This is a genomic window from Nocardioides sp. YIM 152315, assembly GCF_029210375.1.
GTDB lineage: Bacteria > Actinomycetota > Actinomycetes > Propionibacteriales > Nocardioidaceae > Nocardioides.
In genome coordinates, this window is sequence record NZ_JARGER010000018.1 from 157,266 (window position 1) to 181,344 (window position 24,079).

Below are 24,079 nucleotides of genomic sequence, written 5' to 3' on the forward strand. Positions count from 1 at the left end.
GATGGGCCGCGCCCATGATCTGGTCGGAACGTCGTTTCACGAGAGGTGTTCGTGTCCTCGAACGCGCGCAAGTTGCTCCCTGCCGAGGTGCTGTCGCACCCGTCCGTCGTGGCCCTCATCGAGCGAGGGAAGCCGACGGGAACCCTCACCCCCGACGAGGTCCGGCAGGCCAGTGAGGACGCCGCGGTCGAGCCGCGTCATCTCAAGGCGCTGCTCGGGCACCTGAGCTCGCTGGGGATCTCGGTGCACCTGCCGGTCGCCACGACCCGCGCCGTCGCGGCGACGTCGACGCGCAAGACGACCACGGCCAAGGCGGCGAAGGCGCCGGCGAAGAAGGCCGCGCCCGCCAAGAAGGCGGCCGAGAAGCCTGCCGCGAAGAAGACCGCGTCGCAGCCGGCCGACCAGCCCGACGGCGCCAAGGTCGAGCCGGCCGGCGAGGTCGTCATCGGCCCCGACGGCAAGAAGGTCCTGCCCGACATCTCCGACGAGCAGTTCGAGAAGGACGTCGCGTCCGACCCCTCCATCGAGGAGGACGAGAAGGAGGCGTCGTTCGTCGTCTCCGCGGCCGACGACACCGACGAGCCCGAGCAGCAGGTCATGGTCGCCGGCGCGACCGCCGACCCGGTCAAGGACTACCTCAAGCAGATCGGCAAGGTCCCGCTGCTCAACGCCGAGATGGAGGTCGAGCTCGCCAAGCGCATCGAGGCCGGCCTCTTCGCCGAGGAGAAGATCGCGAAGGGCGGCAAGACCGCGGCCAAGCTCGAGGAGGAGCTCGAGTGGATCGCCGAGGACGGCCGCCGCGCGAAGAACCACCTCCTCGAGGCCAACCTGCGCCTGGTCGTCTCGCTGGCCAAGCGCTACACCGGCCGCGGCATGCTCTTCCTCGACCTGATCCAGGAGGGCAACCTCGGCCTCATCCGCGCGGTCGAGAAGTTCGACTACACCAAGGGCTACAAGTTCTCGACGTACGCCACGTGGTGGATCCGCCAGGCCATCACCCGCGCGATGGCCGACCAGGCCCGCACCATCCGCATCCCGGTGCACATGGTCGAGGTCATCAACAAGCTGGCCCGGGTGCAGCGCCAGATGCTCCAGGACCTGGGTCGCGAGCCCACCCCGGAGGAGCTGGCCAAGGAGCTCGACATGACCCCCGAGAAGGTCATCGAGGTCCAGAAGTACGGCCGCGAGCCGATCTCGCTGCACACCCCGCTGGGCGAGGACGGCGACTCCGAGTTCGGCGACCTGATCGAGGACTCCGAGGCGATCGTCCCGGCCGACGCGGTGTCGTTCACGCTGCTCCAGGAGCAGCTGCACGCCGTGCTCGACACGCTCTCCGAGCGCGAGGCCGGCGTCGTGAGCATGCGGTTCGGCCTCACCGACGGCCAGCCGAAGACCCTCGACGAGATCGGCAAGGTCTACGGCGTGACCCGCGAGCGGATCCGCCAGATCGAGTCCAAGACCATGTCGAAGCTGCGGCACCCGAGCCGGTCGCAGGTCCTGCGCGACTACCTCGACTGATGCTGCGGGCCCGCGCCACGCTCGCGTCCGCCGTGGCGGGCGGGCTCGTCGCTGGGCTCCTGGGTGGAGGCCTGCTCGTCGCCGGTCTGGTGGCGCCGGCAGGCGCGGCGGAGGCGACCTACGACGATCCCGCCGACGCGACGGCGTCGCTGACCGACATCCGCCGCGTCGACATCGCGCACACGACCACGAAGCTGCGGGTGGTCGTCGGGTTCACCGACCTGCGCCGCCGCTCCGAGGCCGGACCGTCGGGCCTGACGATCCTGATCGACACCGACAAGGAGCGGCGCGGCGCCGAGCTCGGGCTCAGCACGGGCCTCCAGAAGGGCACCGACTACCAGCTGATGCGGATCCGCCGCGGTCGTCCGGTCGGCGAGCCGCTGACCTGCCCGCACCGGGTGCGCCTGGGGTTCGCGGGCGACCGGTTGACCTTCGACGTCTCCCGCACGTGCCTGGAGGAGCCGGCGCGGGTGCGGCTCCGGGTGAAGATGCGCGACGAGTTCGACTCCTCCCACCCGGTCGTCGACTGGCTCCGCAGGCCAAACTCCTGGACCCGGTGGGTCCTCAGCTCCTGACCCGGTCGAGGTCGGCGAGCGCGCGGAGCGCCGCCCGGTGGCCGCACATGCCGTGGACGCCCGGGCCCGGAGCGGTGGACGACGAGCACAGGTAGACGCCCGGCACGCCGGTGGCGTACGGCGCCCGTCGTACCAGCTGGGGCACCGACACCATCCCCGAGGCGATGTCGCCCTGGACGTAGTTGGGGTTGTAGGCCGCGAACCCGACCGGATCGGTGACGTGCTGCCCGACGATGCGCTCGCGCAACCCCGGTGCGTACCGCTCCACGTGCTCGAGCACGACGGAGGTCGCGTCCCCGGCGAAGCCGAGCGGCACGTGGGCGTAGACCCACACGGGGTGCACGTCGCCGGCCGAGCGGGAGGGGTCGGCGAGGTACTGCTGGCCGACCAGCACGAACGGCCGCTCCGGCAGCTCACCGCCCGCCACCCGAGCCTCGGCGTCGGCGATCACCTCGAACGTCCCGCCGACGTGGACGGTGCCCGCGCGCCGGCACGCCTCGGCCGTCCACGGCACGCCGCCGCGCACGGCCAGGTCGAGCTTGTGGGCCGCCATGCCGTAGCGCCACCGCGGCCGCGGCCGGCGGGCGATGTCGGCGAATCCGGTCGGCGAGGTGTCGAAGAGCGCCACTCGGGCGTCGGGCAGGTCGTCGAGCGAGCGGACGCGCACTCCGGTGCGGATCTCGCCGCCGAGGGAGCGCAGCAGGCCCGCGAGCGCGTCGGTGATCGCGCGCGAGCCGCCCTCGGCGACCGGCCAGCCGTGCCGGTGCCCGGCGGCGATCAGCGCGGCCCCGATCGCCGAGGTGGTCGGTCGGTCCAGCGGACGACAGATGTGCGCCGCGCAGCCGGCGAGGAGTGCCCGGGCGGCGTCGGTGCGGAACGCGCGCGCCAGCACCGAGGCGGGCAGTGCGGCGCGGAGCCCGAAGCGGGCGAGCGGCACCGGTCGCCGCGGCACGTGCACGACCGGCCCGAACACGTCGGGTGCGACGTCGTCGAAGCTCCGGGCGAGCGGACCGAACACGGACCGCCAGCGGCGACCGTCGGCACCGAGGCCTCGGGCGGTCTCGTCGAGGTCGCGCACCAGCACCGCCGCCGTACCGTCGTCGAGCGGGTGCGCGAGGTCGACCTCGGGCCAGCGCCAGACCAGGCCGTGGTCGGCCAGCGGGAGCGAGCGGAGGTACGGCGAGCCGACGCCGAGCGGGTGGATGGCCGAGCAGACGTCGTGGCGGACCCCGGGGACGGTCAGCTCCGCGGAGCGGGTGCCACCGCCGATCTCGTCGTGCGCCTCGAGCACGACGACCGTCAGCCCGTGCTGGGCGAGCGTGACCGCCGCGGCGAGGCCGTTGGGCCCCGAGCCGACGACGACGGCATCCGGGGTCGGGGCGGTCGTCATGTCACCACGGTTCCCCGAGGCGCCCGGAGCATCAGCCCGCCGCGACCAGGACGACGGCGCCGGCGCACAGCGCGAGCCCGACGGCCTGGGCGCGGTGCACCGGCTCGCGGAGCACGGTCGCGGCGAGCAGCACCGTGAAGCCGGGGTACAGCGAGGTGATGACCGCGGCCACGGTCAGGAAGCCCTGGTGGGTGGCGACCTGGAAGAGCCCGGTCGCGAGCGACCCCAGGGCGCCGCTGATGACCCCGCCGAGCGCGTAGCGGTTGCGCGGCACCCAGTCCTGCCGGAGCGCGACCGCGACCAGGATGATCGCGCCGCCGGCGACCAGCTGGTTGAGGGCCAGCGGCAGCCAGCCGGCCTCCTCGGGGATCTGGGCGAGCGCGGCGAAGAGCGATCCGAAGCCGGCGCCCGCGAGCACGCCGTCGACCAGTCCCGAGCCGGGGCCGATCGGGGGGCCGTCGTCGGCCGGCTCGCGCGAGACCAGCCAGATGGCCGGCAGGGCGGCGAGCACGCCGAGCCAGACCAGGGCGCCGGGCCGCTCGCCGGTCGCCACGCCGACGACGACCGGCACCAGCACCGCGCCGAGCCCCGACACCGGCGCCACGACGCCCATCCGCCCCGAGGAGAGCCCGCGGTAGAGGAACGCGGTGCCGAAGCCGTTGCCGATGCCGGCCACGACCGCCCAGCCCAGGTCGCCCGCGGTGGGGGAGCCCCCGTCGACGAGGGCGACCAGCAGCACCAACACGGTCCCGGCCAGCTGCGCGAGCAGGGAGACGGCCCACGGGCCGCCGCGCTTGGAGAAGATGCCGCCGTTGAAGTCGCCGAGCCCGTACGACGCGGCGGCGAGCAGCGAGACGAGGATCGTCATGTCGCGACGACGCCGCCGATCCAGACCAGGGTGGCCGCCGACGCGGCCACGAGCTCGATCACGATGGAGAGGCCCACCGCCTTGAGGGAGTGCACCGTCGACGGCCACGCCTCCCGGCGGCCGACCCGGGCCAGCTCGGCGAGGTAGACGCCGAGCACGAAGCCGACGAAGAGCCCGACCACCGGGACGACGAAGAAGCCGACCACGCCGAGCAGCACACCGACCCACTGGGTGGTGGCCGGGATGCCCGCGACCTGAAGCCGGCGACCCGGCACGACGTACTTGACCACGGCGCCGACCACCACGAGCCCGGTCGCCACGGCGAAGACGGTCCACGCCGTGACCCCGCCCTCGGCCCAGGCCCAGACGAGCACGCCCGCCACGACCAGCACCGAGCCGGGCAGGATCGGGACGATGATGCCCACCAGCCCGACCGCCACGAGCACGGCGGCGAGCAGGGTGGTCGCGGTCACAGGGAGCAATCTCCCACAGTTCGCCGACAGCGAAATGCACCGCGGCCCCGGACACGTGGTCCGGGGCCGCGGTGGTGTGGTCTGGGTCGGTCGGGGTCAGCGCTCGTCGTCGGCGGCGCTGGCCGGGGTGTTGGACAGCTTGTGGGTCTCGTCGACGACGTTGGCGGCGATCTCCTTCAGCTTGTCACCGTGCTCGCGGGCGTGGTGGGCGCAGAAGAGCAGCTCACCGCCCGACTGGAGCTCCACGCGAAGGTAGGCCTGGGCTCCGCAACGGTCGCAACGGTCCGCTGCGCTCAGCGCCGCGGTGCTGGGGGCAACTGCAGTGGTCACATCGGCCTCATTTCTCGTACTGCCTCGGTGTCTGCCACAACGTAGCCATCGACTCCAAGATTCCCGTCCTGGTGCTGATGAGCGGTGGTGCGGAACACGTCGATCCAATCACGTTCCACCTTCCCTCATCGGCACATTTCCATGCCTTGAAAGGGTGTCGGTGCACAAAATCGGTCTCTGGTCCAGAGGTGTGGTCGAGTCTGACGCGCCGGACCCGGATCCCGTTGCGGAACCGGCCCGACGACTGCCGATCGTGTCCACATCGTGACGTGGGTCCCCCGCGGTGGCGCCCGGGGAAGCGCCCTCCACGCTAGACCGCCGGGTCGGCAGGCGTGCCTGCACCGGCGGCCGGCGTGTCGCGGGTAGATTCGGGGATGACGCACGACCGGATCCGCCGTACCTCTCGCAGGAGCCCCACGATCGCCGACAACACCTACAACGCCGCACACCTCCTCGTCCTCGAGGGCCTCGAGGCGGTGCGCAAGCGCCCGGGCATGTACATCGGGTCCACCGACACGCGGGGTCTCATGCACTGCCTGTGGGAGATCATCGACAACGGCGTCGACGAGGCGCTGGCCGGAGCGGCCCACCGGGTCGAGGTGACCCTGCACCCCGACGGCTCCGCGGAGGTCCACGACGACGGCCGCGGCATCCCGACCGACAAGGAGCCCAAGACCGGGCTTCCCGGCGTCGAGGTCGTGGCGACCAAGCTCCACGCGGGCGGCAAGTTCGGGGGCGGCTCGTACGTCGCGACCGGCGGCCTGCACGGTGTGGGCCTCTCGGTCGTCAACGCGCTGTCGGCCCGCATGGACATCGACGTGCAGCGGTCGCCGTCCGAGCAGGGACTGTCGTTCCGCCACGGCACGCCCGGGGTGTTCGCCGCCGAGGGCCCGGACGCGGCGTTCGAGCCGAAGTCGGGTCTCACCCGCAAGGGGAGGCGGGTCGCGAAGGGCAGGAGCGGCACCCGGATCCGCTTCTGGCCCGACCGCCGGATCTTCACCAGGGACGCCGAGTTCGTCTACGACGAGCTGATCGGGCGCGCACGACAGACGTCGTTCATCGTCCCGGGCCTCGAGCTGGTGATCCGCGACCTGCGCGGCACGGGACCGGACGGGGGCCCGCGGGAGGAGAAGTTCCGCCACGACGGCGGCATCGCGGAGTTCGCGGACTTCCTGGCCCCCGACGAGCCCGTCACCGACATCGTCCGGCTGCAGGGGTCCGACACCTTCATCGAGACCGTGCCGCTGCTCGACGACAAGGGGCACATGACGCCGCAGGACGTCGAGCGCGAGCTCCACGTCGACATCGCGGTGCGCTGGGGCACCGGCTACGAGACCGTGCTCCGGTCGTTCGTCAACGTCATCGCCACCCCCAAGGGCGGCACCCACGTGAGCGGCTTCGAGAGCGCCATCACCAAGACCTTCAACGACGCGATGAAGGCCACGAAGGTCCTCAAGGTCAACGACGACGACGTGATCAAGGACGACGTGCTCGAGGGCATCACCGGCGTCGTGACAGTGCGGCTCGCGGAGCCGCAGTTCGAGGGGCAGACCAAGGAGATCCTCGGCACACCCGCCGCCCGCACCGTCGTACGCCGCGTCGTGTCGGCCGAGCTGAAGAGGTTCCTGACCTCGACCAAGCGAGCCGAGAAGGCCCAGGCCAAGCTGGTCATGGAGAAGGTCGCCGGCGCGGCCAAGACCCGCGTCGCGGCGCGGCAGCACAAGGAGACCCAGCGCCGCAAGAACGCACTGGAGTCGTCCGCGCTGCCCTCCAAGCTCGCCGACTGCCGGGCCGCCGACAACGACCGCACCGAGCTGTTCATCGTCGAGGGCGACTCGGCGCTCGGCACCGCGAAGCTCGCGCGCAACTCGGAGTTCCAGGCGCTGCTGCCGATCCGCGGCAAGATCCTCAACGTCCAGAAGGCGTCGGTCGGCGACATGCTCAAGAACACCGAGTGTGCCTCGATCATCCAGGTCGTCGGCGCGGGCTCCGGGCGGACGTTCGAGCTCGACGCCCGCCGCTACGGCCGGATCATCTTCATGGCCGACGCCGACTCCGACGGCGCGCACATCCGCTGCCTGCTCGCGACGCTCTTCTTCAAGTACATGCCGGACCTGATCGCCGACGGGCGCGTCTACTCGGCCGTTCCGCCCCTGCACCGCATCGAGCTCGCCAACCCGAAGAAGGGGATGGACAAGTACGTCTACACGTACTCCGACGACGAGCTGCAGCGGAAGCTGGCCGACCTGAAGAGGAAGAACGTCAGGTGGAAGGACCCGGTCCAGCGCTACAAGGGCCTCGGCGAGATGGACGCCGACCAGCTGGCCGAGACGACGATGGACCCGCGGCGGCGTACGCTGCGTCGCCTGACCATCGACGACGCCGAGAGCGCAACCGGGATCTTCGAGCTGCTGATGGGCTCGGACGTCGCGCCGCGCAAGGAGTTCATCGTCCAGGGCGCCTACGAGGTCGACATGGAGACGCTGGACGCGTGATCAGGCGCTGCTGAGGCGGTGCTTGTCCTCCTGGTTCCGCAGCACGAGCCTCGAGGCGAAGATGTAGAGCGGCTCCCGATCGCCCCAGGCGGGCACGAGCCCGACGAAGTCGTAGCTCTGGTTGGTGGTGAGCTCGATCATCGTGGCCTCGATGTAGTGGTGCTCCGGCGCACGCCCCGACCGGCCCTGGTAGTGGCTGCGCCCGACCGCGATCATGTCCGAGTGCGTCAGCACGTTGTAGTCCGCCATGCAGCGCGTCCCTCCTTCGTCCGGGAGACCCATCGGCAGCCGCGGCGGGAGTCTGAACCATCCAGGCCCGGAACGGGTCGGTCAGGCCAACCGGTCGAGCAGGCCCGTGTCGACGTCGTAGAGGAACCCGCCCACCTCGACGGTGTCGGGGACGAGCGGGTGCGAGACGACCTTGTGCACGTCGTCCTCGAGGGCGGCCAGCTGGTCGGGCACCATGCTGAAGGGCTGCCAGGAGACGTCCTGGCCCGCCGCGGCGCCGATCCTCTCGCGCACCTGGTCGAGGGTGGACGACGCCATCGCGCACCGGGTGTGGGGGATGACCAGGACCCGGTCGACGTTGAGCAGGTGGACGCCGAGCACCAGCGCCTCGAGCGCCTGCGGCGTCACCCGCCCGCCCGGGTTGCGGAAGATCTTCGCGTCGCCGGGCTGCAGCCCGATCATGCCGAGCGGATCGATCCGGGAGTCCATGCAGGTCACGATGGCGACGCCCGCGCGCGCCACCCCGTCGAAGCCGCCGTAGGCGAAGTCGGTCGCGAACTCACGGTTGGCTGCCAGCAGGTCGTCGAAGCTCACGTCGGTGACGGTAGCGGACGCTCAGCCGGCCGACCGCAGCAGGTCGCCGGTCGAGATCGCCCGGGTCGGCGCGCTGCGGAAGAGCACCAGCGCGAGCGCGCCCGCGACCACGGCACAGATCGCCGCGCCGGTGAAGACCGTCTGCTCCTGCGCGATGCCGGCGAGCTTGAGCAGCCGGGTGAACTCCGCGCAGCGGCTGCCTCCGTCGCACACGTCGCGGACCGACGGCACGTCCGCCTGCTCGGCGTAGTAGCGACGCAGCCCGATCGTGGTGAGCGCGGAGATGCCCACGAGCATCCCGACCATCCGCGAGACCACGACGAAGGCGCTCGCCAGCCCGTGCACCTCGTGGTCGGTGCTCGCCAGCACGGCCGCGTTGACGGGCGCGAGCGCGAGCCCGAAACCGAGCCCGGCGAGCACGAGAGGCAGCGTCGCGACCGGGCTCTCCAGGGACTCCAGGTCCCAGGTCGCCATCCAGAGGAAGCCCGCCGCCGCCAGCGCCATGCCGGCGGCCGTCACGACGCCGGCGGGCAGCCGGTGGGTGAGGTAGCCGCCGAGCACCGCGCCGACCGGCAGCGCCACCAGGAAGCGGACCAGCACGAGTGCCGCCATCAGCTGCGAGCCGGGGTAGACCGTGGTGCGTGCGAAGAGCGGGATGTCGATCAGTGCCGCGATCAGGGCCGCGCCGACGAAGAAGCTGACGAGCATCGCGCCCCAGGCGGGGGTACGCCGCATCGCGCCGGCCGGCACGAGCGGGCGCTCGACGCGGCGCACGTGCACGACGAAGCCGACCGCGGCGAGCGCGGACGCGAGGAGGTACCAGACGCCCTGGTCGGAGAAGACCTGCACCTTCGGGTCGGCGGTCGCGAAGGCCAGCACGATCCCGGCCAGGGCCATCGCGAGCAGCAGGGCGCCGAGCGCGTCGGCCTCGCGCACGGTGGCGATCCACCCGCGGATGTCGAGCAGGGGCCGCCGCGCGGTGCAGCAGCGCACGACGAGCAGCACGAGCGCGACGATCGCGACGGTGCCGAGCGGGGTGAGCCAGCGGCCGTCGCCGGCGTACGGGATGAACAGCTGCCCGTAGGTGAGGTCGCGCATGAGCTGGCTGGGCTGGACGAAGACGAGCGCCCCGGCGACCAGCGTGACCAGGGCGAGGGCGAGGCCGATCCAGTCGAACCGCACGGTGGCTGAGGAAGGCGCGCCAGCGCCTGTCTCGAAACCACCCAATCGCCTGACGGCGACGGCGAGGGCGAGGCCGACGACCAGGTTGATCAGGAAGATCACCCGCCAGTCGGCGACGGCCAGCACCAGGGCGCCGAAGAGCGGGCCGAGGACGCTGCCGATCTCCTGCACGGCCGAGACCAGCCCGAGGGGTACGCCGCGGCGCTCGGCGGGGTAGAGGTCGGCGACCAGCGCGAGGGTGGCGGGCACCAGGCCGCCGCCGCCGACGCCCTGGAGGAAGCGGCCGGTCACCATCGTCGGCATGTCGTAGGCCAGCGTGGTGAGCAGCGAGCCGAGCGCGAAGACGACCAGGGCCGCGACCAGCACCGGCACCCGCCCCCGGAGGTCGGCGACGTGGCCGATCAGCGGCAGCATCGCGACGTACCCGAGCAGGAAGCCGGAGACGATCGGCGCCGCCCGCTGCAGCTGCTCGACCGGGATGCCGGCGCTGGCCATCATGTCCGGCAGGGCCAGCACGACCACGTAGGTGTCGGCGGCGGCGAACGCCACCGCGATCGCGGCCAGGCCCAGCAGGACCCGCGGCGACCTGGTCACGGCGCCGTGATGTCCTGCTCGGTGCCGTAGTCGTCGAAGGTCACCGTGTAGGTCATCGAGTCGGCGTCCTCGTAGAAGACGCCGGTCAGGTCGGCGCTGCGCAGCTCGCCGTCGTCGGTGATCGTGTACGTCGCGTCGAAGTCGCCCGTGGCCGTCGGGATGACGTTCTTTACGACATCGGCGGAGACCGTGCCGGTGTACTCGGTGAGGACCTCCTTGTTGTCCTCGCCGCCGCGGACGCTCTCGCCGGCCTCGAGGTCCTCGGTCGCGTCGAGCAGCGAGGAGAAGCCCGCGTCCGGGCTCATCAGCTGCGCAGGGTCGGGCGCGCCGTACTCCGCCGGGTCGATGTCCTGCCACCCGGTCGTGAGCGGCAACTGGACGTGCACCTTGCCGTCGACCGCGACGACCGGCACCTCGAAGGCCTGCCCGGACAGCACGACGGTGATCGTGCCGTCGAAGGCCGGTGCGTGGGTGCCGACGCCCTCGGCCTTCTCGACGCCGGTGACCCCGTCGGGGAGGTCGTCGGTGCTGAGCGTCAGGGCGACGCCGCTGGTGTCGTCGAGGGTCTGCTTGGCGGCCGCGAGCGCCTCCTCGGGCGACCGGTCGGCCTCGCCCCCGTCGTCGCCACCGCAGGCGGACAGCGACAGCGCGAGGAGACCGGCAACGAGAGCCGCGGGCAGGAGGGTGGTACGCACGCGGTCAGCCTTCCACACGGACCCGCGACGCGACCGGCGCGGCACAGGCCACGAGCGGCTGACTGGCCGGCGTGCCGGACCCGTCTCGCTTGCCCGTCGCGGCCGGCAGGTCGACCGGCGCGCCACTGGCCGCCGCGGCCCGGGCCGGCGCCGTGCCGACCCACGCGAAGACCAGGGTGTCCTCGCCCTTGAGGAAGCGATGGCAGCGGACGCCGCCGGTGGCACGTCCCTTGGCGGGGTACTCCGAGAACGGCGCCACCTTCAGCGCTCCGGGCTCGGTGCCGGGCAGCGCGGTCGAAGAGCCGGACGACGTGACGACGACCGAGCCGTCCGGGGCGTCGGGGTCGACGGCGCCGAACCACACCACCCGCTGACCGGCCGCCAGCCGGATGCCGGCGATGCCGCCGCCGGAGCGACCCTGCGGCCGCACCGAGTCGGCGCCGAAGTGGAGCAGCTGCGCGTCGGAGGAGACGAAGCAGAGCGTCTCGGAGCCCGTGACCAGCTCGACGGCCCCGACGACCTCGTCGCCCTCGGCGAGCCGGATCACCTCCCACTCCTCCCTGCCCAGCACCTCGGGGTTGACCCGCTTGACCGTGCCCTGGCGGGTGCCGAGCGCGAGCCCCGGGCCGTCGGTGCCCAGCGTGCACAGCGCGAGCAGCCGCTCTCCGGTCTCGAGGCCGAGGATCTCGCTCACCGGCAGGCCGCCCGCGAGGTGGGGGTCGTTGGCGGTGTCGGGCAGCTGCGGGAGCTCCAGCACCCCGATCTTCACCAGCCGGCCGGCGCTGGTCAGACCGCCGACCTCACCGCGCGCGGTCGCGCGGACGGCCGAGACGACCACGTCGTGGTTGGCGCGTCCGCCGCCGTGGCCGGGCTGCTCGGCGTTCGCCGTGCGGGCCAGCAGGCCGGACGACGACAGGTAGACGAAGCACGGGTCGTCGGCGACCTCGAGTGGTACGGCCGCCGCGCTGACCGTCGTACCGGCGGACTCGAGCAGCACCGTGCGCCGCGGCGTGCCGTAGGTCTTCGCGACCTCGGCCAGCTCGTCGGAGACGACCTTCCAGCGGAGCCTCTCGTCCTCGATGATCGCGTCGAGCTCCTCGATCGTGCGGCGCAGCTCGTCCTGCTCCTTCTCCAGCTCGATGCGGGAGAACTTCGTGAGCCGGCGCAGCGGCATGTCGAGGATGTAGTCGGCCTGGATGTCCGAGAGGTCGAAGACCGAGATCAGCCGCTCCTTGGCGGCCGCGGCGTTGTCGCTGGACCGGATCAACTGGATGACCTCGTCGATGTCGAGGATCGCGACCAGCAGGCCCTCGACCAGGTGCAGCCGGTCGGCGGCCTTGCGGCGACGGAAGACCGAGCGGCGCCGGACCACCTCGAAGCGGTGGTCGAGGAAGACCTGGAGCATCTCCTTGAGCGGCATCGTGCGCGGCTGGCCGTCGACCAGCGCGACCGCGTTGATGCCGAAGGAGTCCTCCATGGGCGTGAGCTTGTAGAGCTGCTCGAGCAAGGCCTCGGGCACGAACCCGTTCTTGACCTCGATCACCAGGCGCAGCCCGTTGTCGCGATCGGTGAGGTCCTTGATGTCGGAGATCCCCTGGAGCTTCTTGCCCTGCACCAGCGTCTTGATGCGCTCGACGACCTTCTCGGTGCCGACGCCGTAGGGCAGCTCGGTCACCACGATGCCCTTGCGGCGGTTGGTGACGCTCTCGACGCGAGCCGTCGCGCGCATCCGGAACGTGCCGCGGCCGGTCTCGTAGGCGTCGCGGATGCCGTCGAGGCCGATGATCTTGCCGCCGGTCGGCAGGTCGGGCCCGGGGATGAAGCGCATCAGGTCGTCGACGTCGGACCGGGGGTGCTTGATCAGGTGCCGCAGCGCCTGGACGACCTCGACGAGGTTGTGCGGGGCGCAGTTGGTCGCCATGCCGACCGCGATGCCCGTCGTACCGTTGACGACCAGGTGGGGGATCGCGGCCGGCAGCACGCCCGGCTCGTACTCGCGGCTGTCGTAGTTGGGCTTGAAGTCGACGGTGTCCTCGTCGATCGAGGCCGTCATCGCGACCGCGGGCGGCGCCATCCGGCACTCGGTGTAGCGCATCGCCGCCGGAGAATCGTCGGGAGATCCGAAGTTCCCATGGCCGTCGACGGTCGGCAGCCGCATCGCCCAGGGCTGCGTCATCCTCACCAGCGCGTCGTAGATGGCGCCGTCGCCGTGCGGGTGCAGCCGGCCCATCACCTCGCCGACGACGCGTGCGCTCTTGACGTGCCCCCGGTCGGGGCGCAGGCCCATGTCGTTCATCGTGTAGAGGATCCGGCGCTGCACCGGCTTCAGCCCGTCGCGCGCGTCGGGCAGCGCGCGGGAGTAGATGACGGAGTAGGCGTACTCGAGGAACGAGGTCTCCATCTCCTGCTTGATGTCGGTGTCGAGGATGTGCTCCTCGAAGTCGTCGGGGAGATCGCTCTTCGTCGTACGCCGGGCCATGGGCGCCATTCTTCACGGTGCCTCCGACGATTCCGCGGAGGCTGCCCGATCTGGCCGGAGTGGCGACCGGCACCCGCGGCCGGCGTCCCGATCCGCCACCGGGGCCGGACCCGCGCTCCCCGGTCCGCGGCGGCCGGTAGATTTCTCGTGTGACCCAGCAGGACGTGCCCGCCGCCCCGGCCCACTGGGAGGCCGACGTCCTCTTGCGCGACGGCCGGACGGCCCACATCCGGCCGATCCGGCCCGACGACCGCGAGGTGTTCGTCGAGTTCTACGCGCGGGTGTCGGACCAGTCGAAGTACTACCGCTTCTTCTCGCCGATGCCCCGGCTCTCCGAGCGCGACGTCGACCGCTTCATCCACGTCGACCACGTCGAGAGGGTGGCGTTCGTGCTCACGCTCCAGGGCGGGATCATCGCGGTCGGCCGCTACGACGTGATCAAGCCGGGGGAGGCCGAGGTCGCCTTCCTGGTCGAGGACCGGCACCAGGGCCGCGGCATCGGCCAGCTGCTGCTCGAGCACCTCGCGCAGGCGGGCCGCGAGCGCGGGGTCGAGCGCTTCGTCGCCGAGGTCCTGCCCGACAACACGCGGATGATCCAGACCTTCCGCGACGCGGGCTACCGGGTGGCCAGCGAGTACGAGGAGGGCGTGCTCCAGCTCGAGTTCTCGATCGATCCCACCGACACCGCGATCGGGCTGATGTCGGCGCGTGAGCACCGGGCCGAGGCGGCCTCGATCGAGCGGTTCTTCAACCCGCGCTCGGTCGCGGTCATCGGCGCCAGCCGCCGTCAGGAGACCATCGGCCAGGCGCTGGTGCGCAACCTCGTGACCGGCGACTTCACCGGCCGCGTCTACGCCGTGAACCCGACGTCCAACGCCGTGTCGGGGCTCCCGACGTACAAGTCCGTCACCGACATCCCCGACGACGTCGACGTGGCGGTCGTCGCGGTGCCGGCCGAGTCGGTGCAGGACGTCGTCCTCGACTGCGCGGCCAAGGGCGTCCACGGCCTGGTGGTCGTGTCGGCCGGCTTCGCGGAGACCGGCGACGACGGTCGCGTCCGGCAGCGCAAGCTGGTCGGGCTCTCGCGGTCCTACGGGCTGCGCCTGATCGGCCCCAACTGCCTGGGCATCATCAACACCGACGGCCGGGTGTCGCTCAACGCCTCGCTGTCGCCGCTGATGCCGCCGCGCGGCCGCGCCGGCTTCTTCTGCCAGTCCGGTGCGCTCGGCACCGCGATCCTCGAGAAGGTCTACAACCGCGGACTCGGCCTCTCGACGTTCGTGAGCGCCGGCAACCGCGCCGACGTCTCCGGCAACGACCTCCTGCAGTACTGGGAGGAGGACGACTCCACCGAGGTCGTGCTGCTCTACCTCGAGTCGATCGGCAACCCGCGCAAGTTCTCCCGGATCGCGCGGCGGGTCTCGCTGCGCAAGCCGATCATCGCGGTCCGCTCGGGTCGCACGACCCAGGGCGTGCCGATGGGCCACGCCGTACGCCGCATCGCGGCACCGCCGGCCGCGGTCGACGCGATGTTCCGGCAGGCCGGCGTGATCCAGGTCGACACGCTCGACGAGATGTTCGACGTCGCCCAGCTGGTCGCCCACCAGCCGCTGCCGCGCGGCCGTCGGGTCGCGATCGTCGGCAACTCCGACGCGCTCGGCCTGCTCGCCGCCGACGCCGCCGCGGCCGTCGGCCTCGTCGTGAACAAGTCGACGGCCCTGGGCGCGGAGGCGAGCGGGGAGGACTTCGAGGACGCCCTCGACGACGCCATCGACGACCCCGAGATCGACTCGGTGATCGCCGTCTACGTGCCGCCGATCAACGTCTCGGGCGAGGACGTCGCCAACGTGCTCGCCGCGGTGGGCGAGCAGTCGGACAAGCCCCTGGTCTCCTCCTTCCTCGGGGCCGAGGGCGTGCCAGAGCTGCTGCGCGTCCCCGACGTCGCCGGCTCGACGGCCGGGCGCGGCTCGGTGCCGTCGTACCCCGGCGTGGAGGCCGCGGTCCGCGCGCTCGCCCACGTGGTGGAGTACGCCGTGTGGCTGCGCACGCCCGAGGGCGAGGCCGTCGGCCGCGAAAAGGTCGACGAGGCCGCCGCCAAGCGGCTGGTGACCCGGATCCTCGCCGAGCACCCGCAGGGCACCGAGCTCGGGCTCGCGGACCTCACCGAGCTGCTGGCCGCCTACGACATCGAGCTGTGGCAGACCCGGGCGGTCGACTCCCGCGACGAGGCGGTCCGCGCCGGGGAGGACCTCGAGTGGGACGTCGTGCTCAAGGCGACCGCCGAGCACCTGCGCGAGCGTCCGGACCAGGCCCACGTGTGGCGCAACATCGACGACGCCGAGGAGATGGCCGACGCCTGGGACACGCTCGGCAGCGTGATCTCCGAGCCGGAGCGGGCGGGATTCGTGGTGCAGAAGAACTCGCGGCCCGGCGTCCCCGTCGCGATCCGCAGCATCGAGGACCCGCTCTTCGGCCCCGTGGTGTCGTTCGGGATCGCCGGACCGCTCACCGAGCTGCTGGCCGACCGCTCCTACCGGATCCCGCCGCTGGGCGCCCGGGACGCGGCGGCGATGGTCCGCGAGATCAAGTCGTCGCCGATGCTCTTCGGCTACCGGGGCAGCGAGGTCGTCGACGTGGCGGAGATCGAGCGGCTGATCCAGCGGCTCGCCCAGCTGCAGAACGACCTGCCCCAGGTGAGCGCGCTGGAGTTGTCGCTGGTGCTCGCCGGCGCCGACGGGGCGACGGTCCTGACCGCGTCGGCACGCGTCGAGCCGGTCGTCGACCCCCGCTCGGACTGGTTCGTGCGGCGGCTCTCCCAGCCGGCTGGGGACACTCTGCCGTCGTGATCTCGGCTGCGTGACAGACTGCACGTATGCGCAGCACCAGGACCGAAGGTCGCGACCGCTCCGTCGAGCTGAGGGACGCCATCGACCGCACGGGCTACTACCCCGACGTGGTCACCGAGGGAGTGGAGAGCGCCGTCGCCGGTGAGGAGATCGTCTCCTTCTACGTCCACCACGAGCCGACGTTCGACCGCGACGAGGTGCGCCGGCACCTCTCCGTCGTCGTGCTCACGCCGAGCCGGCTGATCCTGGCGCACACCGACGAGCACGAGGGCGACGACCTGCTCCCGGAGCCCTACACCTCCACCTCCACCGAGGCGATCCGGCTGACCTCGGTCCGGTCCGTCGTCGTCACCCGGATGGTCGCCAACCCGACCGCCGGCCCCCGGCCGCCGGCCGAGGCCGTGATGACCATCGGGTGGGGTGGCGTCAGCCGGGTCGACCTCGAGCCCGCCGGATGCAGCGACCCGCAGTGCGACGCCGACCACGGCTACACCGGCGTGCTCGCCTCCGACGACTTCTCGCTGCGCGTCTCGGCCGCGGCCGACGGCACCGGCGCCGTGGACGGGCTGCTCGCCTTCGCGGAGTCGCTCTCAGCGCGCACCCACGCCCGCTAGCCTCTCGCGTGTGGGGGAGTTCCTCGAGCCGGCGTACGGCGAGCGCTCGCTGGGCGACGTCGTCCCCGCGGTCGCGGGTGCGCTCGGCCTGTTCATGCCCGACGCGCCGACCCGCCTGGTGCTGCCCGAGGCCGCGGCGTACGTCGTCTTCCTCGTCGACGGCCTCGGCTCCCGGCTGCTGCAGCGCTACGCGCACGCCGCCCCGTTCCTCGCCGGACTGACCGACACCCCGGCGACCGCCGGCGTGCCGTCGACGACCGCGACGAGCCTGACCTCGCTCGGCACCGGCCTCACCCCCGGAGCGCACGGGCTGGTCGGGTTCACCTCCCGGGTGCCCGGCACCGACCGGCTGCTCAACGCGCTGCTGTGGGACAAGGACGTCGACCCGGTCGAGTGGCAGCCGCACGACACGGCGTTCGCGCGGCTGCGCGGCCTCGGCGCGGCCGTCACGGTCGTCAACAAGCGCGAGTTCCGCGGTAGCGGGCTCACCGTCGCCGCTCACCGCGGGGCGGAGTACGTCGGCGCCGACCGGGTCGGCGAGCGGATCGCGGCCGCGGTCGCGGCCTCGGCGGAGCGCTCGTCGCTCACCTACCTCTATGACGGCGACCTCGACTGGACCGGGCACCGGTACGGCGTCGCCTCGAGCCCGTGGCTCCAGCAGCTGTCGATGGTCGACGCGGAGGCCGAGCAGCTGCGCGAGGCGCTACCGGGCGACGTACGCCTGCTCGTGATCGCCGACCACGGGATGATCGACTCCGCGCCCGGGAGCCGCGTCGACGTCGACGACCGCACCGAGCTGCGCGACGGCGTGGCGCTCCTCGGCGGCGAGGCGCGCTTCCGCCACCTCTACTGCCACCGGGGCGCGGTCGGCGACGTCGTCGCGACCTGGCGGGAGGTGCTCGCCGAGCGTGCGACCGTGCTCGCGCGCGGGGACGCCATCGCCCGCGGCTGGTTCGGGCCGGTGCTGCCGGGCGTGCTGCCACGGCTCGGCGACGTCGTGGTGGCCTGCCACGGCGACACGGCGATCCTGTCGACCACGGACTTCCCCTACGAGGCGACGCTCGTGGGCCTGCACGGGTCGCTGACGCCCGACGAGATGCTGATCCCGCTCCTCGTCAGCTGACGTCGCGGTCGCCGACGTGCTCCAGCACGGCGGCGGCGCTGCTGGTGAGCCGCTCCATCTCGGTGCCTCCGTCGCAGGTCAGCAGCGCGACGATGATCTCGTCGTCGGCGCGGTGCAGGACGCGCCACGCGCCGCCGGCGTTCTCCCACCGGAGCAGCCGCGCCAGGTCGGGATCGTCCATGCGCCCGATCGTAGGCGGCAGGCCGCGAAGATGCCGGTGCCGGCCGACGCCGGTGATAGCGTCATCGCTGCTGGAGGGAGCCCCTGCTCCTGGCCGCCTCGTCTTGGCGGCACATCTCTTGTCGTTCTTGGTCTTCGCGTCAGCTGGGCACCAACTTCACTGGATGCCTCCGGTTGGCAGCGGGCACGGTGTCCGCGCCGCAGAGATCGAGGATCAGATCATGGCTACTGGGACCGTCAAGTGGTTCAACTCCGAGAAGGGCTTCGGCTTCATCTCCCAGGACGAGGGTGGCGCCGACGTGTTCGTGCACTTCTCCGCGATCCAGGGACAGGGCTACAAGAGCCTGGACGAGAACCAGAAGGTCGAGTTCGACGTGACGCAGGGCCCGAAGGGCCCGCAGGCGGAGAGCGTTCGCGCCATCTGAGCGACGTCACCACGGCATGCTCGACGGTGCCCCGGCCGATCCCTCGGCCGGGGCACCGTTGCACGCGGCGGGCGACAACCGAGGCGCTGACCGGCTACTGTCGATGCCTGCGAGTGACGCCAGCGCATCCGGCGCCGGTCACGCGCAGGGTCGGAGACGAGATGCCCGAACCGCCGAGCAGCACGAGGGGGAGCGAGCTCCGGCTGCTCGAGCAGTGCACGCACGACCTCAATCTCGCGCGGAGCAGGCTCAGCGCCGGCCGTCATGCACGGGTGTCGCGCTGGGAGGAGCAGCAGCTGCGCGCCGACCTCGTCACCGCGCTGGAGAAGTACGCCGACGCGCTCGCCGCCGGCGGGCTGCCGTTGCCCTACCGGATCCGCGACGAGCTCGCGCTCTACCGCCGGATCGGCGAGCGCGGCTGAAGGTCACGGGGCGTTGGTGTCGGGAACCGGCGGCACGCCGGGCTTGCGCGCCGACAGGCAGCAACGACGGGGACGCGGACCTTGGGGTTCAGGTCCGCTGCCGGCTTGCGGGCTCACGGTGGTTGAGGAAGGCGCGCTAGCGCCTGTCTCGAAACCACCGACCCCGATGCCGGCTCGGGATGCCAGTTCTGATCGAAGATCGGCACCCCACAGAACGACGCCAGCGCGGCGGACCGGGCGGTCGTGGACGCCGAGCTCTGCGCCCCCGACCACGACGACGTCTACCCGTTCGAGGGGTGGGGCGACCGACGCCTGGCCGCGCAGGCCCAGCGGCTGGTCGCCACCATCGACGCCGCCGCGGTGGTCAACCGCCGCGCCCGGGCCGAGGGCGACCGCCACGTCACCCTCCGTCCCGCCCCGGACACCATGGCCCGGCTCTCGGTGCTGCTGCCCGCCGCCCAGGGCGTCGCGGTCTACGCCACCCTGACCCGGGCCGCCGATCAGGCCCGTGCCGCCGCAGACCCCCGCTCCCGCGGCCAGGTGATGGCCGACACCCTCCTCGCCCGCGTCGCCGGCCAGACCACCGCCGAGCCGGTCCCGGTCCCGGTCCCGGTCGCGGTCGCGGTCAACCTCATCGTCTCCGACCAGACCCTCCTCGCCGGCGGCCACGAGCCCGCCTGGCTCCACGGCTACGGACCCATCCCCGCAGAGGCCGCCCGCGACCTCACCGCCCGCGCCGTGGCCGAGGCCACCGCGACCCTGCGCCGCCTCTATGCCCGCCCCGACACCGGGACACTGGTCGCGATGGACTCCCACGCGCGGGCGTTCCCGAAGAACCTGGCCCTGTTCCTCGACCTGCGCGACCGCACCTGTCGCAACCCCTGGTGCGACGCCCCCATCCGCCACCACGACCACATCGAGGACCACGCGACAGGTGGACCCACGTCCGCGGCCAACGGCCAGGGCCTCTGCGAGCAGTGCAACCACCTCAAGCAGGCCCCCGGCTGGCGATCCCGCCCCACCACCGGTCCACCCGGCCAGCCTCACGTCGTCGAAACCCGGCTCCCGACCGGACACGTGATCAGGGCCACCGCACCACGCGCGCCCGCCCCCGCCCGGGCCGTGCCCCTCAGCCACGGAGAGCTCTACCTCGTCGACTTCATCCTCGACTACACCGCCGCCTGAGCACGCCTGCGCCCGTCGACGACCACCCACGCCGACCACCACGACGCGCGACGCCGGGCACGACCGCTCAGTGCAGCGACATCACCGGCTCGCCGTTCTGCAGCCCGGTGCCGGCGATGGTGCAGGTGCCACCGCGGGGGTCGCCGTCGTTCCACGCCTGCCGGACGCAGGACCGGGTGGCGAGCTGACCCCAGTAGTTGGGGTGGATCGACTCCTGGATGTAGTAGGGGCTGTCGGCGCAGCACGTGCTGATCGTCCGGATCTGGTTGACCCACTCGGTCTGGTCGACGGCGCCGGGCGAGGTCCAGTCCTCGATGCCGCGCTCCTCGTAGAGGCCGACGGAGCTCTCGCACAGCCGCCGGCCGTCGAACGCCGAGGCGAGGTCCAGCGTGCGGGTGTTGGTCAGTCCGCTGTCGATGACCGCACCGAGGACGGCGCCGTTGATGGTCGGCAGTGCGGTGTCGTTGGCCCAGTCCGCGTCGGCGTTCCAGAAGCCGCAGCCGCCGGTGAACTGCCGCGAGTAGCCGCTCTGGGAGTAGCGGAACCCGTCGCCGCGCGGGATCGGGCTCGGGTAGCTCTGCACGAGCAGCGTCCACTGAGCGTCGGCGTAGCCGGCGTCGCGCATCGCGGTCGCGACGTTCTGCAGCGCGCCGGCGATGCGGGCGCGCACGGCGGCGACGTTCGCGGGCGCGAACCGCGCCGTGACCGAGACGTCGTCGTGGCAGAAGTTCTTCGCCCAGGTCGGAGACGTCAGGAAGTCGACGACGCACGACTGGACGGTGTCGGCGAACCCGAAGTCGTTGCCCCCGATGCTGACGACCACCATCCCGACGTTGTGTCCGCCGGCGAACCGCTGCAGCATCGCCGCCTGCCCCAGGTGGCCCGCGCCGTCGTCGTGGAAGTCGAGGCCGGGCTTGAAGTGGTCGCCGCTCGTGGTAGCGGTCTGCGCGCCCGAGCACGCCAGGTTGAGCCCGCTCACGCCACCCCCGATGTAGGCCTCGGCGGAGCGGCTCCGGTGGCAGCGCTCGATCGCCTCGTGGTCGCCGGCGTCGTGGTACGCCGAGGGGCCGAGCGCGTCTGCCCGGGCGCTGTCGTCGTTGCTGCTGCCGGCCCAGCGCCCGGCCTCGCCGCTGATGTAGGAGTCGCCGAGCGTCACGACCCACGGCGTCCCCGAACCCGGCCCGTCCGCCTGCGCCGGCGGCGGCAGCGCCACCAGCAGTCCGGCCGCGGCGGCGACGGCGGTCAGGGCACCCGAGAGACGTGATCGCAGCACGCCTCGACGCTAGGCAGCGCGGCCGCTGGTGGGTAGCGGGGAAACCCTCGCCGTCGCGATCAGCCGAAGGGGAGGGGCTCCGGCGCCAGCGAGACGGCCTTGGCGCGCGCGGCGGTGAGCCGGCGGCGGTGGTGCTGGCGGCACAGCACCTCGTAGGCCACGTCGGCGGGCGGCTGGTCGACCTTGTCGACGTCGCCGACGACGATGACCTCGCCCTCGACGACCATCGCGCCGTTCTCGGTGCGGGCGTTGTGGGTGGCCCGTTTGCCGCACCAGCACAGCGCCTCGACCTGGAGGACGTTCATCCGGTCGGCCAGCTCGACGAGTCGCGCGCTGCCCTCGAAGAGCTGCGTGCGGAAGTCGGTGAGGATGCCGAACGCGAACACGTCGATCTGGAGCTCGTCGACGATCTTCGCGAGCTGGTCGATCTGGTCGCGGGTGTAGAACTGCGCCTCGTCGCAGATCAGGTAGTCGACCCGGCCGCCCTGGGTGAGCGTGCTGACGACGTAGCGCCAGAAGTCGAAGGCCGCGTCGACCTCGAGCGCCTCGTGGGTCAGACCGAGCCGGCTCGAGAGGGTGGCCTCGCCGGCGCGGTCGTGGGTGGTGAACAGCTTCCCGACCCGCCCGCGCGCCGCATGGTTGTGGTTGGTCTGGAGCGCCAGCGTGCTCTTGCCCGAGTCCATGGTGCCGGTGAAGAAGTGCAGTTCAGCCACGGGGCAGAATCCTCTCATGACCTCGCCGCTGATCTCCGTCACCGAGCTCCACGAGAGACTCCCCGAGGTGACCGTGCTCGACGTGCGCTACCGGACGGGCGGGCCGGGGGGTCGCGCCGAGCACGAGAAGGGGCACGTCCCGGGCGCGGCGTACGTCGACCTGGACGCCGATCTCGCCGCACCGCCCGGCGCCGGGGGCCGCCACCCGCTGCCGGCGACGGCGGACTTCGAGGCGGCGATGCGCCGGGCCGGGGTCCGCGACGACCGGGCCGTCGTCGTGTACGACGACTGGAGCGGGCTGGCCGCGGGCCGGGCGTGGTGGCTGCTGCGCTACCACGGTCACCGCGACGTGCGGGTGCTCGACGGCGCATGGCCGGCGTGGGTCGAGGCGGGCGGGCAGGTGCACTCCGGTGCGCTGCTGCCGGGCCGGGGTGACTTCACCGCGCGGCCCGGCCACTTGCCCGTCGTCGAGGCCGACGACGTGCTCGGCGTACCGGTGCTCGTGGACGCTCGCGCCCCCGAGCGCTACCGCGGCCGGACGGAGCCGATCGACCCCGTGGCCGGCCACATCCCGGGTGCGGTCAACGTGCCGACCACGACCAACCTGCGCGCCGACGGGCGGTTCCGCAGCGCCGAGGAGCTCCGGGCGCTGTACGCCGCCGCCGGGGTGGCGGGCGACGAGGCGGTGGCGGTCTACTGCGGGTCGGGCGTCACCGCCGTGCACGACATCCTCGCGCTCGAGGTGGCCGGGATCGCGGCCGCGCTCTACCCGGACAGCTGGTCGGGGTGGATCACCGACCCGGACCGGCCGATCGCCTAGCCGTCCGAGCCGCCCGAGCCGCCGAACATGATCTCGTCCCAGCTGGGGACCGAGGCGCGGCCGCGGCTCTTCTTGACCGGGCGCCGGGCCGGCGGCTCCTCGGGCCGGGGCTCGGCGGCGGCCGCCTCGGCCGCCTCCTCGCGCAGCTCGGCCTCCTCCTCGACGACCTCCGGGTCGGTCGGCGGCGTGTCGTCGAGGAACGCCTCGACCGGCTGCTCGGCGACCAGGTCGAGCGCGTCGTCCCCGAGCTGGTCCCCGAGCGGCAGCTGGTCCTCGAGCGGGAGCTGGTCCTCGACCGCGGTGAGCCGGCGCTCGCGCGCGGCCTGCAGGTCGTCGGGACGAGCGGGCGCCGCGGGGGTGATCGCCTCGCCGACCAGCCAACGGGCGTCCTCGTTGTCGAGGGTGACGTAGTTGCCCGGGACGTCGTAAGTGAAGGACGCCGCGCCGGAGCGCTCGGCGCTCGCGTAGTCCCCGGTCAGCGTCCAGCGGCCGTCCTCGCGACGCCACGCGTCCCACGACACGTTCTCGGGGGCGACGTTGAGGCCGCGCAGGTGGGCGGCGACGGCGTCGCCGAGGGTGCGGGCCCCGGCCGGGGCGGCGCCGTCGCTGCGGCGTACCGACGACCGCTGGGCGCGCTGCGCGACGTGCTCGCGCTCGGCGAGCACGGGGGCCGCGAACGCCATGATCTTCTCCACCGAGGTCTGCGCGGCCTGGGCGACGGCCTCCGGGGTCTCGCCGGCACGGATCCGGGCCTGGATGTCTCGAGGCCGGAGCATGCTCTCCATCGTCTTCTCCATTCCTCGGGCCGGGGGTGCGGGGGTCGGCACCACCGCCGCGCGCAGTCGGTCGTCGACCGCGAGCACGTGCTCGGCGCCCTCCTCGTCGACCAGGCGCAGCCGGTCGCCGTCCTCGCTCAGGCCGGCGAACCGGAGGAAGGACATGACGGGGGCTCCCGTCCCCGGGGCCGGCGCTGCGTCGTGCCCGGGGACGGGATCGTGCGTCTGGTGCTGGATGGGTGCAGTCATCGGTGGCGCCGAGCCTACGCCAGCCGCGGGCG

The 24,079-nt window shown here is 72.5% G+C and carries 23 protein-coding genes; 10 read left to right on the forward strand and 13 right to left on the reverse strand.

Features of this window, described 5'->3' with window-relative positions:
* Positions 1-45: 45 nt before the first annotated feature.
* Positions 46-1,518 carry an RNA polymerase sigma factor gene (locus PZ894_RS06305; protein ID WP_275743565.1) on the forward strand — a complete coding sequence of 491 codons (1,473 nt, stop codon included), beginning with the start codon at positions 46-48 and terminating at the stop codon, positions 1,516-1,518.
* Entirely contained in the window at positions 1,518-2,093 is a 576-nt protein-coding gene (locus tag PZ894_RS06310) for a hypothetical protein (protein WP_275743566.1), read from the forward strand. The genes PZ894_RS06305 and PZ894_RS06310 overlap by 1 nt, the downstream gene beginning before the upstream one ends.
* Here the strand turns inward: PZ894_RS06310 and PZ894_RS06315 are convergent.
* From PZ894_RS06315 to PZ894_RS06330, 4 genes are all read right to left on the reverse strand, one after another.
* Positions 2,083-3,483 (reverse strand): NAD(P)/FAD-dependent oxidoreductase, encoded by a 1,401-nt coding sequence (locus PZ894_RS06315; RefSeq protein ID WP_275743568.1) that lies wholly within the window; start codon positions 3,481-3,483, stop codon positions 2,083-2,085. The two genes, PZ894_RS06310 and PZ894_RS06315, sit on opposite strands and share 11 nt — an antisense overlap.
* Positions 3,484-3,514: 31 nt before the next feature.
* The gene (locus tag PZ894_RS06320; protein WP_275743570.1) at positions 3,515-4,351 is read right to left on the reverse strand and encodes an EamA family transporter; all 837 of its coding nucleotides are present in this window, start codon (positions 4,349-4,351) and stop codon (positions 3,515-3,517) included.
* Positions 4,348-4,824: a DUF456 domain-containing protein gene (locus PZ894_RS06325; RefSeq protein ID WP_275743572.1), complete on the reverse strand. Its 477-nt coding sequence runs from the start codon at positions 4,822-4,824 to the stop codon at positions 4,348-4,350. Before PZ894_RS06325 ends, PZ894_RS06320 begins: the two co-directional genes overlap by 4 nt.
* A gap of 96 nt (positions 4,825-4,920) precedes the next feature.
* The gene (locus tag PZ894_RS06330) at positions 4,921-5,154 is read right to left on the reverse strand and encodes a hypothetical protein (protein WP_275743574.1); all 234 of its coding nucleotides are present in this window, start codon (positions 5,152-5,154) and stop codon (positions 4,921-4,923) included.
* A 494-nt stretch (positions 5,155-5,648) separates the two neighbouring features.
* On the opposite strand from PZ894_RS06330, the gene PZ894_RS06335 reads away from it, so the two are divergent.
* On the forward strand, positions 5,649-7,649 hold the full coding sequence (locus tag PZ894_RS06335) for a DNA topoisomerase IV subunit B (protein WP_275743692.1): 2,001 nt from the start codon (positions 5,649-5,651) through the stop codon (positions 7,647-7,649).
* Here PZ894_RS06335 and PZ894_RS06340 read toward each other — a convergent pair whose 3' ends face one another.
* From PZ894_RS06340 to PZ894_RS06360, 5 genes are all read right to left on the reverse strand, one after another.
* Positions 7,650-7,898, reverse strand: coding sequence for a hypothetical protein (locus PZ894_RS06340; RefSeq protein ID WP_275743575.1), 249 nt, complete (start codon positions 7,896-7,898; stop codon positions 7,650-7,652).
* A gap of 81 nt (positions 7,899-7,979) precedes the next feature.
* Entirely contained in the window at positions 7,980-8,471 is a 492-nt protein-coding gene (locus tag PZ894_RS06345; RefSeq protein ID WP_275743577.1) for a carbonic anhydrase, read from the reverse strand.
* 21 nt (positions 8,472-8,492) lie between these two features.
* On the reverse strand, positions 8,493-10,247 hold the full coding sequence (locus tag PZ894_RS06350; RefSeq protein WP_275743579.1) for an MFS transporter: 1,755 nt from the start codon (positions 10,245-10,247) through the stop codon (positions 8,493-8,495).
* Complete coding sequence (locus tag PZ894_RS06355; protein WP_275743581.1) at positions 10,244-10,942, reverse strand: LppX_LprAFG lipoprotein; 699 nt, start codon at positions 10,940-10,942, stop codon at positions 10,244-10,246. Before PZ894_RS06355 ends, PZ894_RS06350 begins: the two co-directional genes overlap by 4 nt.
* Before the next feature lie 4 nt (positions 10,943-10,946).
* On the reverse strand, positions 10,947-13,421 hold the full coding sequence (locus PZ894_RS06360; protein ID WP_275743583.1) for a DNA topoisomerase IV subunit A: 2,475 nt from the start codon (positions 13,419-13,421) through the stop codon (positions 10,947-10,949).
* Positions 13,422-13,570: 149 nt separating this feature from the next.
* Between PZ894_RS06360 and PZ894_RS06365 the strand changes: the two genes are divergently transcribed.
* From PZ894_RS06365 to PZ894_RS06375, 3 genes are read left to right on the forward strand one after another with little or no spacing between them, the layout of a single operon-like run.
* The gene (locus PZ894_RS06365) at positions 13,571-16,267 is read left to right on the forward strand and encodes a bifunctional GNAT family N-acetyltransferase/acetate--CoA ligase family protein (protein ID WP_275743585.1); all 2,697 of its coding nucleotides are present in this window, start codon (positions 13,571-13,573) and stop codon (positions 16,265-16,267) included.
* A gap of 26 nt (positions 16,268-16,293) precedes the next feature.
* A complete protein-coding gene (locus PZ894_RS06370; RefSeq protein WP_275743587.1) occupies positions 16,294-16,881 on the forward strand; it encodes a DUF5998 family protein in 588 nt (195 codons plus the stop codon).
* Positions 16,882-16,891: 10 nt separating this feature from the next.
* Positions 16,892-18,004: a nucleotide pyrophosphatase/phosphodiesterase family protein gene (locus tag PZ894_RS06375; RefSeq protein ID WP_275743589.1), complete on the forward strand. Its 1,113-nt coding sequence runs from the start codon at positions 16,892-16,894 to the stop codon at positions 18,002-18,004.
* Here PZ894_RS06375 and PZ894_RS06380 read toward each other — a convergent pair.
* Positions 17,997-18,185, reverse strand: coding sequence for a hypothetical protein (locus tag PZ894_RS06380; RefSeq protein ID WP_275743591.1), 189 nt, complete (start codon positions 18,183-18,185; stop codon positions 17,997-17,999). The genes PZ894_RS06375 and PZ894_RS06380 overlap by 8 nt on opposite strands.
* Before the next feature lie 220 nt (positions 18,186-18,405).
* Here PZ894_RS06380 and PZ894_RS06385 point away from each other — a divergent pair, with 220 nt between their 5' ends.
* From PZ894_RS06385 to PZ894_RS06395, 3 genes are all read left to right on the forward strand, one after another.
* Positions 18,406-18,609 carry a cold-shock protein gene (locus tag PZ894_RS06385; protein ID WP_275743593.1) on the forward strand — a complete coding sequence of 68 codons (204 nt, stop codon included), beginning with the start codon at positions 18,406-18,408 and terminating at the stop codon, positions 18,607-18,609.
* 161 nt (positions 18,610-18,770) lie between these two features.
* Positions 18,771-19,031: a hypothetical protein gene (locus PZ894_RS06390; protein WP_275743595.1), complete on the forward strand. Its 261-nt coding sequence runs from the start codon at positions 18,771-18,773 to the stop codon at positions 19,029-19,031.
* 243 nt (positions 19,032-19,274) lie between these two features.
* Positions 19,275-20,216, forward strand: a complete 942-nt coding sequence (locus PZ894_RS06395) for an HNH endonuclease signature motif containing protein (RefSeq protein WP_275743597.1) — start codon at positions 19,275-19,277, stop codon at positions 20,214-20,216.
* A gap of 67 nt (positions 20,217-20,283) precedes the next feature.
* Here PZ894_RS06395 and PZ894_RS06400 read toward each other — a convergent pair whose 3' ends face one another.
* Positions 20,284-21,489: a hypothetical protein gene (locus PZ894_RS06400; RefSeq protein ID WP_275743599.1), complete on the reverse strand. Its 1,206-nt coding sequence runs from the start codon at positions 21,487-21,489 to the stop codon at positions 20,284-20,286.
* A 59-nt stretch (positions 21,490-21,548) separates the two neighbouring features.
* Positions 21,549-22,202, reverse strand: coding sequence for a thymidine kinase (locus PZ894_RS06405; protein WP_275743601.1), 654 nt, complete (start codon positions 22,200-22,202; stop codon positions 21,549-21,551).
* A gap of 16 nt (positions 22,203-22,218) precedes the next feature.
* On the opposite strand from PZ894_RS06405, the gene PZ894_RS06410 reads away from it, so the two are divergent.
* Positions 22,219-23,022, forward strand: a complete 804-nt coding sequence (locus PZ894_RS06410; RefSeq protein ID WP_275743603.1) for a sulfurtransferase — start codon at positions 22,219-22,221, stop codon at positions 23,020-23,022.
* Here PZ894_RS06410 and sepH read toward each other — a convergent pair.
* Positions 23,019-23,963: a septation protein SepH gene (sepH, locus tag PZ894_RS06415; protein ID WP_275743605.1), complete on the reverse strand. Its 945-nt coding sequence runs from the start codon at positions 23,961-23,963 to the stop codon at positions 23,019-23,021. The two genes, PZ894_RS06410 and sepH, sit on opposite strands and share 4 nt — an antisense overlap.
* Positions 23,964-24,079 lie beyond the last annotated feature (116 nt).

What these genes read in the sequence shown, in the direction of transcription:
- PZ894_RS06410 (WP_275743603.1), top strand. Translation starts at nt 22,219, where the DNA reads ATGACCTCGCCGCTGATCTCCGTCACCGAGCTCCACGAGAGACTCCCC.
- PZ894_RS06370 (WP_275743587.1), top strand. Translation starts at nt 16,294, where the DNA reads ATGCGCAGCACCAGGACCGAAGGTCGCGACCGCTCCGTCGAGCTGAGG.
- PZ894_RS06310 (WP_275743566.1), top strand. Translation starts at nt 1,518, where the DNA reads ATGCTGCGGGCCCGCGCCACGCTCGCGTCCGCCGTGGCGGGCGGGCTC.
- PZ894_RS06390 (WP_275743595.1), top strand. Translation starts at nt 18,771, where the DNA reads ATGCCCGAACCGCCGAGCAGCACGAGGGGGAGCGAGCTCCGGCTGCTC.
- PZ894_RS06315 (WP_275743568.1), bottom strand. Translation starts at nt 3,483, where the DNA reads ATGACGACCGCCCCGACCCCGGATGCCGTCGTCGTCGGCTCGGGGCCC.
- PZ894_RS06335 (WP_275743692.1), top strand. Translation starts at nt 5,649, where the DNA reads ATGTACATCGGGTCCACCGACACGCGGGGTCTCATGCACTGCCTGTGG.
- sepH (WP_275743605.1), bottom strand. Translation starts at nt 23,963, where the DNA reads ATGTCCTTCCTCCGGTTCGCCGGCCTGAGCGAGGACGGCGACCGGCTG.
- PZ894_RS06385 (WP_275743593.1), top strand. Translation starts at nt 18,406, where the DNA reads ATGGCTACTGGGACCGTCAAGTGGTTCAACTCCGAGAAGGGCTTCGGC.
- PZ894_RS06340 (WP_275743575.1), bottom strand. Translation starts at nt 7,898, where the DNA reads ATGGCGGACTACAACGTGCTGACGCACTCGGACATGATCGCGGTCGGG.
- PZ894_RS06360 (WP_275743583.1), bottom strand. Translation starts at nt 13,421, where the DNA reads ATGGCCCGGCGTACGACGAAGAGCGATCTCCCCGACGACTTCGAGGAG.
- PZ894_RS06380 (WP_275743591.1), bottom strand. Translation starts at nt 18,185, where the DNA reads ATGGACGATCCCGACCTGGCGCGGCTGCTCCGGTGGGAGAACGCCGGC.
- PZ894_RS06320 (WP_275743570.1), bottom strand. Translation starts at nt 4,351, where the DNA reads ATGACGATCCTCGTCTCGCTGCTCGCCGCCGCGTCGTACGGGCTCGGC.